Source organism: Aquincola sp. J276, assembly GCF_024700035.1.
In the GTDB taxonomy this organism is placed as follows: domain Bacteria; phylum Pseudomonadota; class Gammaproteobacteria; order Burkholderiales; family Burkholderiaceae_C; genus Aquincola; species Aquincola tertiaricarbonis.
Genome location: NZ_JAJONC010000001.1, coordinates 674167 through 688286, shown reverse-complemented (window position 1 = coordinate 688286; position 14120 = coordinate 674167). Strand labels below are relative to the sequence as shown.

Genomic DNA, 14120 nt, shown 5'->3' with positions numbered 1-14120 from the left:
CTAGACGGCGGCCCGTGCGGCCGCCCTTACAGCTTGCGGTATACCGACGGCGACACCTGCTGCACGCCATCCATCATGCCGTTGAGGCTCTCGGAATGGCCGACGACGAAGATGCCTCCGCGCCGCAGCGTGCCAAGCACCCGCTCCACCACCTGGCGCTTGGTCTCGGCATTGAAATAGATCATCACGTTGCGCAGGAAGACCATGTCGAAGCCCGACAGCTCGCCCGGCAGCGTCTCGTTCAGGTTCACGTGCAGCAGCCGCAGCCGCTCGCGCAGGGCCCGTTGCACCAGCAGCGTGCCCGCCTGCTCGCCCGTGCCCTTGAGGCAGAAGCGCTTGAGGTATTCGGGCGGGATGTTGCGCGCGCGCTCCATCGGATAGTGGCCCTGGCGGGCGCGCTGCAGCATGCGCAGGCTGATGTCGGAGCCGAACACCTCCCACGGCTTGTCGGCGCGCACGTCGGCCAGCACCATGGCCATGGTGTAGGGCTCCTCGCCGCTGGAGCAGGCGGCGCTCCAGATGCGGAAGGCCTGTCCACGCGGCGCGGCGGCGGCCGTCTCGCGCAGCAGCGCGAAGTGCTTGGGCTCGCGGAAGAAGTAGGTCTCGTTGGTGGTCAGCAGGTCCACCGCGATCTGCACCTCGCCCTCGGCGCGGCCGCTGTCCAGCAGCGCCAGGTAGTCGGCATACCGCTCCAGCCCATGGTGCTGCAGGCGCTTGGCCAGCCGGCCGCACACCAGCGCCTTCTTCCCGGACGACAGCGTGATGCCGGCGGCCGCATGGATGAAGGCCTGGAAGCGCCGGTAGTCGCTGTCGCTCAGCGCCGAAGCTTGCATCTGGCTGCCCCGCCCTCAGTGCGCCAGGCTGGTGTCGGCGGCCTGGCCGGCGGCGGCGATCTCTTCCACCGACAGCACCTGCTCGGCCGCCAGCAGGATGACGAACTTGCCGCGCACCTTGCCCATGCCGTGGATGAAATCGCTGCGGATGCGGGTGCCGAACGACGGCGGCGGCTCGATGTCGGCCGGCGCGATCTCCAGCACCTCGTTGACCGCATCCACCACCGCGCCCAGCACATGGCGCTCGCCTTCGCTCTCCACCTCGATGATGACGATGCAGGTGCGCTTGGTGATGTCGCTGCTGGGGCGGCCGAAGCGGGCCTGCAGGTCCATCACCGGCACCACCGCGCCACGCAGGTTGATCACGCCGCGGATGGAGGGCGGCATCATCGGCACCTCGGTCAGGCCGCGGTATTCGATGATCTCCTTGATGGCCAGGATGCCCAGCGCAAAGGTTTCGCCGCCCAGCATGAAGGTGAGGTACTGCTGCGGCTCGGCCGCCAGCATCGCCGGCATCGCACCGCCCGGGGCCGCCGTGGCGGAGGTGGTCACGTTCATCTGCGGTCTCCTGTCAGAAGGATGTGAAGTGGTGTTCATCGACCGGCGCCGCACGCACCGCCGCGGCGGCGGTGGCGCGCGGCGTGCGGCCTGGTGCCCGGCTGGCCACCTTCAGCGCCTGGCGCGTGGGCGCAGCGGCTTCGGCCTGCGGGCCACGGGCCGGGCTGAGCTGGAAGAAGGCCATGGTCTGTTGCAGCTGGTCGGCTTGGCTGCTCATTTCTTCGGCCGTCGCGGCCAACTCTTCAGAGCTGGATGCATTGAGCTGCGTGGTCTGGCTGAGCTGGCCCATGGCGGCATTGATCTGGCCGACGCCGGAAGACTGTTCCTCGCTGGCCGCGGTGATCTCCTGCACCAGGTCGGAGGTCTTGCGGATGCTGGGCACCATCGCATCCAGCAGCCTGCCCGCGCGCTCGGCCAGTTCCACGCTGGACGAGGCCACGGTGCCGATCTCCTGCGCCGCCACCTGGCTGCGCTCGGCCAGCTTGCGCACCTCGGCCGCCACCACCGCGAAGCCCTTGCCATGCTCGCCGGCCCGCGCCGCCTCGATGGCCGCATTCAGCGCCAGCAGGTTGGTCTGGTAGGCGATGTCGTCGATGATCCCGATCTTCTGCGCGATCTGCTTCATCGCCACCACCGTGGCCTTGACCGCCTCGCCACCCTCGGCCGCTTCGCCGGCCGCCTTGCTGGCCATGCCGTCGGTCACCTTGGCGTTGTCGGTGTTCTGCGCGATCGATGCAGTCATCTGCTCGATGGAGGCGCTGGTCTCCTCCACGCCGGCAGCCTGCTCGCTGGACGCCTGGCTCAGGCTCTGCGCCGTGGCACTCACCTCTTCCGAGGCACTGGCCAGCGATTCGGCCGCTGCATTCACCTCGGCCACCACCTGGCCCAGGCGGTCCACGGTGTCGTTGACGTAGCGCTGCAGCTCCACGTACACGCCTTCATAGTCCTTCTCGATGCGCTGGCCCAGGTCGCCCGCGGCCATCGCACGCATCACGCGCACAACGTCGCCCACGCTGGTGCCGGTGGCCTCGGCCATGCGCTGCATGGCCTGCAGCAGCTGCGCGGTCTCGTCCTTGCCACGCACCTCGATCTGCACCGACAGGTCGCCGCGGGCGATGCGCTCGGCCGCCGCCACCGCGCGTGACAGCGGCCGGGTGACGCTGCGGCTGATCAGCACGCCGAGCGAGCCACCCAGCAGCACGCCGCCCACCACCAGCGCCAGCATCATCCAGCGGCTGGCCTGGAACACGGCCTCGGCTTCTTCGTGCGTGTGCTGGGCCACCGCCTGCTTGGAACGGGTGAGCTGGTCCATCAGCTCGTCCAGCTTGTGGCTGGCTTCCAGCGCACTGGCGGAGGCCTGCTGCAGCGCCTCGTTGCGCTGGCCGGCCGGCGTGGCGGCGGCCAGCGCCGTCCAGCGCCGCACGTCCTTCTGGTAGCCGGCCCAGTGGTGGTCGAACTCCGCCAGCAGGGCGCGGGCGGATTCGGTGGCGAACAGCGGCGCGGCCTTGTCGGCATAGGTGCGCGTGTCCTTCAGGTGCTCCTCGATGGCCGCCGCAGCGGCCTCGCGCTCGCGCGGCGTGGCCGCCTGCAGCATCACGCCCTGCGCACGGCCCACGTTGACCAGGTGCACATTGGCTTCCTTGATGTGCGAGACGCCCATCAGGTCCTGGCTGTAGAGGTTCTCCGCCAGGTCATTGAGCCGCGCGCTGTTGTAGATGCCGATGCCGCCCACCAGCGCGGCGATGGCCGCGGTGGTTGCAAAGCCCGCCAGCAGCCGCGTGCCGATCCGGAAGTCGTTCAACATCATCCGCCTGCTCAGAACGAGGTGAAGTGCGATTCATCCACCGACGCATCGGACGCGCGCTGCGCGCGCGCACCCGAGCGGGCGGCGCCGGCCTGCAACGGTGCGCGACGCGCCGCGGCCTGCGCCTGGCCGATGGCCTGGCGTGCGGGCGATGCGGCCTCCGCCTCCTGGCGGCGCGGGTGGCCGGCCAGGCGGAAGAAGCCCATCGTGCGCTGCAGCTGCTCGGCCTGCGCACTCATCTCCTCGGCCGTGGCGGCCAGTTCCTCGGAGCTGCTGGCGTTCTGCTGGGTGGTCTGGCTCAGCTGGCTGACGGCCGCATTGATCTGGCCGACACCGGAAGACTGTTCCTCGCTGGCCGCGGTGATCTCCTGCACCAGGTCGGAGGTCTTGCGGATGCTGGGCACCATCGCATCCAGCAGCCTGCCCGCGCGCTCGGCCAGTTCCACGCTGGACGAGGCCACGGTGCCGATCTCCTGCGCCGCCACCTGGCTGCGCTCGGCCAGCTTGCGCACCTCGGCTGCCACCACCGCGAAGCCCTTGCCATGCTCGCCGGCCCGCGCCGCCTCGATGGCCGCATTCAGCGCCAGCAGGTTGGTCTGATAGGCGATGTCGTCGATGATCCCGATCTTCTGCGCGATCTGCTTCATCGCCACCACCGTGGCCTTGACCGCCTCGCCACCCTCGGCCGCTTCGCCGGCCGCCTTGCTGGCCATGCCGTCGGTCACCTTGGCGTTGTCGGTGTTCTGCGCGATCGATGCGGTCATCTGCTCGATGGAGGCGCTGGTCTCCTCCACGCCCGCGGCTTGCTCGCTGGAGGCCTGGCTCAGGCTCTGCGCCGTGGCACTCACCTCTTCCGAGGCACCGGCCAGCGCCTCGGCGGCGCCGTTGACCTCGGCCACCACGTGGGCCAGCTGGCTCACGGTGCGGTTGATGTGGTCCTTCATCTCGCCGAAGCTGCCGCTGTAGTCGCGCTCGATCTGGCGCGACAGGTCGCCACCGGACAGCGCACCCATCACGTCGGCCACGTCGTCCACGCTGGCACCCACGGTGGTGACGAGCTGGTTCAGGCCCTGCCCCATCTCCTGCTGGAAGCCCTGCAGGCCAGCCAGTTCCACCCGCTGGCTGAAGTCGCCGCGGTTGGCGGCCTCCACCACACGGCGCTGGCCCTCGATCACCTGCTGCAGCCGGCCGATCATCTGCCGCACCGCGAACAGCAGGCTGCTGCTGTCGCCCTCGCGCAGCGTGATGCGGGCCTCCAGGCTGCCATCGGCCACCTGGCGCAGCACCGCGGCGGCTTCCGCCGGCTCGCCGCCCAGCTGGCGGCTGACCACCCGCGTGACCACCAGGCCCATCAGCACCGCCAGCACCACCGAACCCAGCACCACGCCCAGCATCACCGTGCGGGCGCGGTCGGCCGCCGCAGTGGCCGCGGCATTGGTGGCCTCCGCCTGCGAGCTCAGCTCGACGATGATCTCGGACATCAGCCCTTCCAGCGCATTGACCGCCTTGCGGGTGTCGCCGTTGCTCAGCAGCGCCGCCTCGTTGGCCTGGCCTGCGCTGGACAGCGCCGCCACCTTGTCATGCTGCGCGAGGTAGCCGGGCACCTGCTGGTCGATGCGGGCCAGCAGCGCACGTTCCTTGTCGCTGGTCTCGCTGGCACGGTAGGCGTCCAGCGACTGGCGGAACTTGTCGAAGTGCACCTGGGCGCGGGCCACCGCGTCCTTTACGTCGTCGGCATCCTTCAGCGCCGGCAGCCGCACATAAGCGCGCGAATGGGCGCCCAGCCGGGCCGCGGCTTCCGACACGTGCTGCGCCGGCAGCACCGCATCGGTGTAGGTGGCCTGCAGCATGGCCTGCAGCTCGGCGATGCGCAGCAGGCCGTAGCCGCCCACCGCGGCGGTCAGCACGGAACAGGTGAGGAAGGTCAGCAGCAGCTTGTGCGCCAGTTTCATGCGCAGGAACCAATTCATTTCGGGTACTCCAAAAAGCCGGGCTGAAGATCAGAAGGTCGTGAAGTCGGATTCATCGACCGTGGCGGGGGTGGGCACCCGCCCTGCCGCAGGGCGCCTGGCCGGGGCGGCCACACGCCGTGCCGTGGCCTGCGCCTGGCCCAGGGCCTTGCGCATGGGGGCCGCGGCTTCGGCCTCATGGGCCTGTGCATCCAGCTTGAAGAAGGACATGGTGCGCTGCAGCTGCTCGGCCTGCGCACTCATCTCCTCGGCCGTGGCAGCCAGTTCCTCGGAGCTGCTGGCGTTCTGCTGGGTGGTGGTGCTGAGCTGGCCGACCGCGGCATTGATCTGGCCAACGCCGGAGGACTGCTCCTCGCTGGCCGCGGTGATTTCCTGCACCAGGTCGGAGGTCTTCTTGATGCTGGGCACCATCTCGTCGAGCAGCCTGCCCGCGCGCTCGGCCAGCTCCACGCTGGACGACGCCACGGTGCCGATCTCCTGCGCCGCCACCTGGCTGCGCTCGGCCAGCTTGCGCACCTCGGCCGCCACCACCGCGAAGCCCTTGCCATGCTCGCCGGCGCGCGCCGCCTCGATGGCCGCGTTCAGCGCCAGCAGGTTGGTCTGGTAGGCGATGTCGTCGATGATCCCGATCTTCTGCGCGATCTGCTTCATCGCCACCACCGTGGCCTTGACGGCCTCGCCGCCTTCATTGGCTTCGCCGGCGGCCTTGGTGGCCATGCCGTCGGTGATCTTGGCGTTCTCGGTGTTCTGCGCGATCGATGCGGTCATCTGCTCGATGGAGGCGCTGGTCTCCTCCACGCCGGCAGCCTGCTCGCTGGAGGCCTGGCTCAGGCTCTGCGCCGTGGCACTCACCTCCTCGGACGCGCTGGCCAGGCCCTGCGCACCGCTGTTGACCTCCTGCACCACGCGGGACAGCTTGTCCACCATGTTCTGCATCGCACGCAGCAGCCGCGCGGTCTCGTCCTTGCCCTGCACTTCCAGCGCCACCGTCAGGTCGCCATCGGCCAGTGCGTCGGCGGCCTGCACCGCGCGGTTCAGCGGCCGGGTGACGCTGCGGCTGATCAGCAGCCCCAGCACCACGCCCAGCAGCACGCCGCCGGACACCAGCGCGATCATCATCGTGCGGCTGGCGTTGTAGAGCGCCTCCACCTCGTTGTTGGCGGCTTCGGCGCGCTGCTCCTTCTGCAGCGTCAGCTCCGACAGCAGGTTGTCCAGCACGTCGGCACGCTCCCGCACGCGGGTGAGGGACGCCACCAGCTCATCGCTGCGCTCGGCCAGCTTGCCCTTGGCGGCCAGCTCCAGCGCCTGCTTCATCTCGGACTGGTAGTCGTCCCAGGTCTTGTACGCGGTGGCGAACAGCTCCTTGGCCTTGTCGGTGACGAACAGGGGCCGGGCCTTCTCCATGTTGTCCCTGGCGGCGGCGCTGTTCTTGGCGATGGAGCCCAGGTGACGCTCGCGTTCCTCGAGCGAGGTGGCCAGCAGGAAGTTCGAGCGGGCGCGGCCGATGGCCACCAGCTGGATGTTCGCTTCCTTGATGTAGGACAGGCCGAGCAGCTCGCGCCGGTACATGCCCTCCGACAGCTCGTTCATCTGGGCGGCGTTCTTCAGGGCCACGGCGCCCACGATGGCGCTGATGGCTGCGACGACGAGAAAGCCCACGATCAGCCGGGTGCCGATCTTGAAGTTGGAAAACATGAGGTGTCCTTCGGTACTGCAGGGACGTGCGGAATGCCGGGCTGGTCAGCGCGCGGCTGGCGATCCGGCGGCCTGCCCGGGTAGGGCGGCGGGCTGGGCCTGGCGGCCCACGGAGCGGTGGCTGGCATGCAGCGCCTGGCCGATGAGGGCCGGCACGTCGAGGATCAGCGCCACATCCCCGCTGCCACGGATGCTGGAGCCGCTGATGCCCTTGACCTGCGAGAACATCTTCGACAACGGCTTGATGACGGTCTGGAACTCGCCCAGCAGCGTGTCCACCAGCAGGCCCACCTTCTGCGCGCCGTGGCGCACCACGCAGATGTTCTGCCGCCGGCCAGGCTCGCCGTCCAGCTCGAACAGCTCGCGCAGCCGTATCAGCGGCAGCACCTCGCCGCGCAGGTCGGTGTAGTCGTGGCCGCTGGCGGCGGTCTCGGCGGGGAACTCGATGCATTCCTCCACCACGTCCAGCGGCACCACGAACACCGACTTGCCCACCGCCAGCTGGAAGCCTTCGATGATGGCCAGCGTGAGCGGCAGCCGCACCGTGACGGTGGTGCCCTGGCCGGGCCGGCTGCCGATGTCCACGCTGCCGCGCAGCGCGGTGATGTTGCGCTTGACCACGTCCATGCCGACGCCGCGGCCGGACAGGTTGGTCACTTGCTCGGCGGTGGAGAAGCCGGGCTCGAAGATCAGGTTGTAGATCTCGGCATCGCTCAAGGCCTTGCCGGGCTCCACCAGGCCGCGCTCCAGTGCCTTGGCCAGGATGCGGTCGCGGTTGAGGCCACCGCCGTCGTCGCTCACCTCGATGACGATGCTGCCGGAATCATGGAAGGCATTCAGCCGCACGGTGCCGCGCGCGGGCTTGCAACGTTCGGTGCGCAGTTCGGCCGATTCGATGCCGTGGTCCATCGAGTTGCGCACCAGGTGCGTCAGCGGGTCGCCGATGCGCTCGACCACCGTCTTGTCCAGCTCGGTGTCCTCGCCGCTGACTTCCAGCGCGATGTCCTTGCCCAGCTCGCGGGCCACGTCGTGCACCACGCGCTGGAAGCGGTTGAAGGTGGCGCCGATCTTGACCATGCGCAGCTGCAGCGCGCTGTCGCGCACCTGCTCCACCAGCTGGCTGACGGCGTCGTTCAGCTCGGCCAGTTCCGGGTCGCGGCGCTTGCGGGCCGCCAGGTTGGCACCGGCGGCGGCGATGATGAGCTCGCCCACCTGATCGATCAGCTGGTCCAGCTTGGCGGCGTCAACGCGGATGGACTGGCTTTCGCTGCCGCGCTGCTCGCGGGCCTTGGGCTGGCGCTCGGCCGCGCTGGCCAGGGCGGCTTCCGCAGCGGCCGGCTGCGCGCAGGGCGTGGCAGGCGATGCCGCGGCAATCGCGGCGACGGCCACCTCGGCCGGGGCCGTGGCGGCCTGCGGCGGCGCGATCTGCAGCAGGCAGTCGTCGCGCACGAACTCGAACACCGACTCGATGGCCGCCTGGTCGGCACTGCTGTGCAGCTGGATCTCGAAGCCGAGGTAGCAGCACTCCGGGTCCATCTCGTCGGCCTCGGGCAGCGCCGAATGGTCGGTGGCGATGTGCTCGATGCGGCCCAGCGTGGCCAGGTAGCGGATGAAGGCCAGCGGGTCCATGCCGTTGCGCAGCACGCCGGTGCCGAACTGCACGCGGATGCGCCACAGCCCGGCTTCGCCGTCGGCGGCCGCATCGGCGGTGGCCACGGGCGCGGCGGCGGCCTCGTCGCCCAGGTACACCTGCAGCCGCGCGATCAGCGGTGCGCCCTGCGCCAGCAGCGCCGCATCGGGCGTGCCGCCGGCATCCACCGCGGCCACCAGCGCGCCGATGTGGTCGCCGCAGGCCAGCAGCAGCGCCACCAGCTTGTCGTCGGTGGGCAGGCGGCCGGCACGCACCTCGTCCAGCACGCTTTCCACCACATGGGTGAAGGCGACGATGTCGTCGAGTCCGAACAGGCCCGACGAGCCCTTGATGGTGTGGGCGGCGCGGAAGATGGCATTGACCGCCTCGCCGGTGGCGTCCTCGCCCAGGTGGCCGAGCGACAGCAGCGCATCCTCCATCTGCTCGAGCAGCTCGCGGCTCTCGATGATGAAGGTCTGCAGGGCCTGGTCCAGGTTCATGTACGGGCTCCTCGGGTGGCCGTCAGGCGGGTAGGTCCAGGGGCAGGCCCAGCAGCGCGAAGGCCTCGCACACCGCGGTGCTGGGCGACTGCAGGCGCAGCCGGCGGTCCAGCGCGGCCGCCTCGCGGCGCGCCAGCAGCAGCAGCTGCACGCCGGCGGTGTCGATCTCGCTGACCTCCGACAAATCGAAGGCCGGCGCCGCCGCGCGGCGCACCGCCTCCAGCAGCACCGGCTTCAGCTCGGCGGCGCGGTAGATGGTCAGCTCGCCGTCCAGGCCCAGGCAGGCCTCGGCCGCGCCGTTCGTCGCAGTGGGGTTCATCGCGGTTCCTTCGCAAGGCCGGCGCGCCGCGCCGGCGGATGGCGGCTCAGGGCAGCACCAGCTTCTGCACCACGCCCAGCAGCTGCTCGGGCTTGAAGGGCTTGGTCACCCAGGCCTTGGCACCGGCAGCCTGGCCTTCGGCCTTCTTGCCGTCGGCGGTCTCGGTGGTCAGCATCACGATGGGCGTGAACTTGTACGAGGGGTTCTGCTTGACCGCCTTGACGAAGCTGATGCCATCCATGTTGGGCATGTTCACGTCGCTGATCATCAGGTGGACCTTCTGGCCCTTGAGCTTGGCGAGCGCGTCCTTGCCGTCGCAGCCTTCGAGCACGTCGTAGCCGGCGTTGCGCAACGCGATGCCCACCACCTGCCGGAGCGAGGCGGAGTCATCGACGATCATGATGGTCTTGGGCATGGGATGGACTTCAAAAGAAGGTGATCTCGGATTCGGCCGCAGCCGCGGCGGCCACGGGCTTCTTGTGGCGACCGGCCGGGGCCGCCTGGTGCACCTGGTGCTCATCGGCCATCGCGTAGGTGCTCTGCAGCTCGGCCAGCAGGCCGGCTGCCGACACCGGCGCCAGCACCTGGGTGCTGGTGTAGTGGCGGTGGTTCTCGGCCAGCGTCTCGGGCAGGCGGGCGATGTTCTGCTTCACATGGCTCAGGATCTGGCTCACGCGGTCCTGGAACTGCAGCTGCACCAGCGCATCGGAGATCTCGCCCTGGATGCCGATGCTCTCGTTCTTCAGCACCTCGGTGCTCTGCACCAGGCCGTCGGTCACGCCGCGCAGGTCGTTCAGCACGCCGGCGATCACGCCGCGCGCGGCCTGCATGGAAGCCTCGTCCGCGCTGCTGGAGGCCCGCGAGGCCTCGCTGGCGGCCACGATGGCCTCGCTGACCAGCCGCACCTTGTCGGCGATGCGCTTGCCGGTGTCGCCCGACATCGACGACAGCTTGCGCACCTCCTGCGCCAGCACGCCGAAGCCGCGGCCGGCCTCGCCGGCGCGCGCCGCCTCGATGGCGGCGTTGACGGCCAGCAGGTTGGTCTGGGCCGCGATGGCCGCCACGTCGGTGGCCATCTGCTGCAGCTCCTGGATGAACTGGCTGAGCTGCTGCACCTGCTGCACCAGCTCGGCCTTGCCCTGGTTGGCCGTCTCCAGCGAGCGCACCACCGATGACAGCTGCTCCTCGCTGCGGTTGAACACGGCCAGCAGCCCGGCCTCGCCCTGGGCGCCGGTGGAGCCGTCGGACACCTTCACCGCGCGGTCGAGCTTGTCGACGATGCCGGCGAACTGGCCGGTGAGCGCCGACACGGCCGTCTCCATCTGGTGGCGGGAATTCTCGATGTGGCCGCTCCACACCGGCGCCAGCGCCTCGCCCATCTGGTGGTGGCTGGCCACGTAGGCGCCCAGCGACCGGGCCTGGCCGGTCATCGCCCGGTGGACCGCGTGGGCGGCGCCGGCACCGGCCAGCGCCAGCAGCGCGCCGATGCCGCCCGTCAGCCAGCCGGCGGGTGCCAGGCTGGCGACGGCCACCGCACCGGCCACGCCGGGCAGTGCCGCGGCCAGCAGCGGCCACCGCGCGCCCGGCAGACGGGCAGCGGTACCGCTGGCTTGCATGTTGTTGACTTCCATGGATGCACCCTGGTCGGCGCGGCAGCCAGGCCGCCGCGCGTCCATCGACGTTCGATCCCGGCCGCGAGCGGGAGGCCCGCCGCCGAGGCTTGTGCAGGGTGTATCGGTAACAAACGCCGCAACTTGATCGGGCGACGCGTCAAAAAGTCAGGTGGACTGCGGCTATTTCCGCCAGAACTGTGGCGTGAACAGCACCAGCACCGTCAGCAGTTCCAGCCGCCCGAGCAGCATGCCGAAGGTGCAGACCCAGGTCTGGAAATCGGTCAGGCCCTGGAAGTTGGCCGCCGGTCCCACCTCGCCCAGGCCCGGGCCGATGTTGTTGACGCAGGCCACGACCGCGGCGAAGGCGGTGACCAGGTCCAGGCCCGACATCAGCATCAGCAGCGTCAGGCCGATCAACGAGCCGCCGTAGATCAGCATGAAGGCCAGCACCGACGACAGCACCGACTGCGACACCACCTGGCCGTTGAACAGCACCGGGTTGACCACCCGAGGGTGCACGATGCGCACCAGCTCATGCTGCGCCTGCTTCAGCAGCAGGATCATGCGGACCATCTTGATGCCGCCGCCGGTGGAGCCGGCGCAGCTGGCGAAGCAGCCCAGCATCACCATCACCACCGGCGCGAACAGCGGCCATTGCTCGTAGTCGGTGGACACGAAGCCGGTGGTGGTGGCCAGCGACACCACGTGGAAGGTGACGTGCCGCAGCAGCTCCAGTGGATCGATGTAGGTGCGGTCCAGCCACATGTGCACCGAGATCACCACGATGGTGGCCACGATCCAGCCCAGGTACCAGCGCGCCTCGGTGCAGCGCAGCAGCGGCCGCAGCGAGCGGGTGCGCCACACCACGAAGTAGCGCGCGAAGTTGATGCCGGCCAGCAGCATGAACAGCACCGCCAGGCCGTCCAGCAGCGGTGAATCCCAGTGGCTGAAGCCGTTGTCATAGCTGGAGAAGCCGCCCAGGCCCACGGTGCTGCAGGCATGCATGAAGGCGTCGGCCCAGTCCATGCCGCCGGCCCGGTAGGCTGCGAAGCAGGCGCCGGTGAGCACGAAGTACACGCCCCACAGGCCGCGCGCGGTCTCGGCGATGCGGGGCGTGAGCTTGGCCTCCTTCATGGGGCCGGGCGTCTCCGCCTTGAACAGCTGCGAGCCGCCCACGCCCAGCAGCGGCAGCACCGCCACCACCAGCACGATGATGCCCAGCCCGCCGAGGAACTGCAGGAAACAGCGCCAGACGTTGATGGACAGCGGCAGCGCATCCAGCCCGGTGAACACCGTGGCCCCGGTGGCGCTGAAGCCGGACATGGCCTCGAAGTAGGCATCGGTGAAGCTCAGGCCCGGCAGGTGCAGCAGCATCGGCAGGCTGGCAAAGCCCGGCAGCAGCGTCCACACCAGCGTCACCAGCAGGAAGCCGTCGCGCGGCTGCAGCTCGCGCTTGAAGCGGCGGCCGCCCAGCCACATGGCCGAGCCGCTGGCCGCGGTGATCACCAGCGCCTGCGCGAAGGCGGTCATCGCCTCGTCCCCGCCCACGCGGGCGAAGGCCAGCGGCACCAGCATCGCCGAGGCGAACACCAGCACGATGAAGCCCATGATGGGCACCAGCGGCAGGATGGTGTTGCCCCAGGGCGTGTCGAGCAGGCCGCGGCGGCCGCGGGCCACCTGGCGCGCGCGGCGTTCGCGCCGCACCTCGGCGGCGGGCTTGGAAGCGTGGGCGCGTGGCATCAGAAGAAGGTGACGCCCACCTGGAACAGGCGCTCCACCTCGCGCACCATGCGCTTGTGCGGCAGGAACACGATGACGTGGTCGTCGCTCTGGATCATGGTGTCGTGGTGCGCCATCAGCACCTGCGGCTTGGGCGCGGGCTGGTCGGCTGGCGCATCGGCGCGTGGCAGGCCGCGCACCAGCGCGCCGATCTGCGCGCCCTGCGGCAGCGCGATCTGGTCGATGCGCCGACCCACCACCTTGGAGTTGCGGGCATCGCCGCGGGCCACGATCTCCAGTGCCTCGGCCGCGCCGCGGCGCAGGCTGTGCACCGCCTCCACGTCGCCACGGCGGATGTGCGCCAGCAGCTCGCCGATCACCGTGTGCGACGGCGAGATGGCGATGTCGATCTGCGTGCCCTGCACCAGGTCGGCATAGGCGCGGCGGTTGATCAGCGCCAGCACCCGCCGCGCGCCCAGCCGCTTGGCCAGCAGGCAGGCCATGATGTTGTCCTCGTCGTCGCTGGTCAGCGCGGCGAAGAGGTCCATCTCCCGCACGTTCTCGTCCTCCATCAGGTCTTCGTCGGTGGAGTCGCCGTGCAGCACCAGGGTGCGGCTGCTGAGCTGGGTGGCCAGGTACTCGCAACGTGGCTGGTGCATCTCGATCAGCTTGATCTGGCAGGCCTCCTCCAGCTCGCGCGCCAGCCGCAGGCCCACGCGGCCGCCGCCGGCGATCATCAGCCGCTTGGTGGGCTTGTCCATCTGTCGCAGCGCGCCCAGCACCTGCCGCACATGCTCGGTGGCGGCCAGCACGAACACCTCGTCGCCGGCGGCGATGCGGGTGCTGCCTTCCAGCGGCACCGCATGGTTGCCGCGGTAGATCGCCACGATGCGCATGTCGGCCTCGGGCACCAGCTGCGGCAGTTCGGCCAGGCTGTGCTGCACCATCTGTCCGCCGCGCACCGCGCGCACGGTGATCAGGCTCACCAGGCCGCCTACGAACTCCAGCACCTGCAGCGCCTCTGGATAGTCCACCAGCTTGCGCACGTAGCGCGTGACGGAGGCTTCGGGGCAGATGACCTCGTCCACCGCGAAGCCGCCCTCGCGCGCCAGCAGCGGCGAGCCGGCCTCGAACTCCGGCGAGCGCAGCCGGGCGATCGTCATCGGCACGTTGAACACCTGGTGCGCCACCTTGCACACCACCAGGTTGGTCTCGTCGGCCGCGGCGCAGGCGATGAGCATGTCGCAGTCGTCTGCGCCGGCCTCGCGCAGCACCGAGGGCTGGATGCCGTTGCCGGCCACGCCGCGCAGGTCCAGCCGGTCCTGCAGCACCGCGAGCCGCCGCGGATCGGTGTCCACCACGGTGATGTCGTTGCGCTCGGACACCAGGCTCTCGGCGACGCTCTCGCCCACCCGCCCGGCTCCGATGATCAGGATGTTCATGGCGCGGGAGTGTAGGTTTGGCCACCTGGAGCCCGCA

11 protein-coding genes are annotated in these 14120 nt (G+C 69.9%); all 11 read right to left on the bottom strand.

Annotation, left to right across the window (positions count from 1 at the left end; translation table 11 throughout):
* Nucleotides 1-26 precede the first annotated feature (26 nt).
* A complete protein-coding gene (locus LRS14_RS03270; protein ID WP_046115263.1) occupies nt 27-833 on the bottom strand; it encodes a protein-glutamate O-methyltransferase CheR in 807 nt (268 codons plus the stop codon).
* A 15-nt stretch (nt 834-848) separates the two neighbouring features.
* Nucleotides 849-1391: a chemotaxis protein CheW gene (locus tag LRS14_RS03265; RefSeq protein WP_046115262.1), complete on the bottom strand. Its 543-nt coding sequence runs from the start codon at nt 1389-1391 to the stop codon at nt 849-851.
* Nucleotides 1392-1404: 13 nt separating this feature from the next.
* On the bottom strand, nt 1405-3195 hold the full coding sequence (locus LRS14_RS03260; protein ID WP_257798577.1) for a methyl-accepting chemotaxis protein: 1791 nt from the start codon (nt 3193-3195) through the stop codon (nt 1405-1407).
* A gap of 11 nt (nt 3196-3206) precedes the next feature.
* A complete protein-coding gene (locus tag LRS14_RS03255) occupies nt 3207-5165 on the bottom strand; it encodes a methyl-accepting chemotaxis protein (protein WP_257798576.1) in 1959 nt (652 codons plus the stop codon).
* Between the two features lie 30 nt (nt 5166-5195).
* Nucleotides 5196-6860 (bottom strand): methyl-accepting chemotaxis protein, encoded by a 1665-nt coding sequence (locus LRS14_RS03250; protein WP_257798575.1) that lies wholly within the window; start codon nt 6858-6860, stop codon nt 5196-5198.
* A 45-nt stretch (nt 6861-6905) separates the two neighbouring features.
* Complete coding sequence (locus LRS14_RS03245) at nt 6906-8990, bottom strand: chemotaxis protein CheA (protein ID WP_257798574.1); 2085 nt, start codon at nt 8988-8990, stop codon at nt 6906-6908.
* Nucleotides 8991-9012: 22 nt separating this feature from the next.
* Entirely contained in the window at nt 9013-9309 is a 297-nt protein-coding gene (locus LRS14_RS03240; RefSeq protein WP_257798573.1) for a lipid asymmetry maintenance protein MlaB, read from the bottom strand.
* Nucleotides 9310-9355: 46 nt separating this feature from the next.
* The gene (locus LRS14_RS03235; protein ID WP_046115621.1) at nt 9356-9724 is read right to left on the bottom strand and encodes a response regulator; all 369 of its coding nucleotides are present in this window, start codon (nt 9722-9724) and stop codon (nt 9356-9358) included.
* 10 nt (nt 9725-9734) lie between these two features.
* A complete protein-coding gene (locus LRS14_RS03230) occupies nt 9735-10940 on the bottom strand; it encodes a methyl-accepting chemotaxis protein (RefSeq protein WP_232315526.1) in 1206 nt (401 codons plus the stop codon).
* Nucleotides 10941-11102: 162 nt separating this feature from the next.
* Nucleotides 11103-12530, bottom strand: a complete 1428-nt coding sequence (locus tag LRS14_RS03225) for a TrkH family potassium uptake protein (protein ID WP_046115660.1) — start codon at nt 12528-12530, stop codon at nt 11103-11105.
* Between the two features lie 131 nt (nt 12531-12661).
* Nucleotides 12662-14083, bottom strand: a complete 1422-nt coding sequence (gene trkA, locus LRS14_RS03220) for a Trk system potassium transporter TrkA (RefSeq protein ID WP_046115622.1) — start codon at nt 14081-14083, stop codon at nt 12662-12664.
* Between the last annotated feature and the right edge of the window lie 37 nt (nt 14084-14120).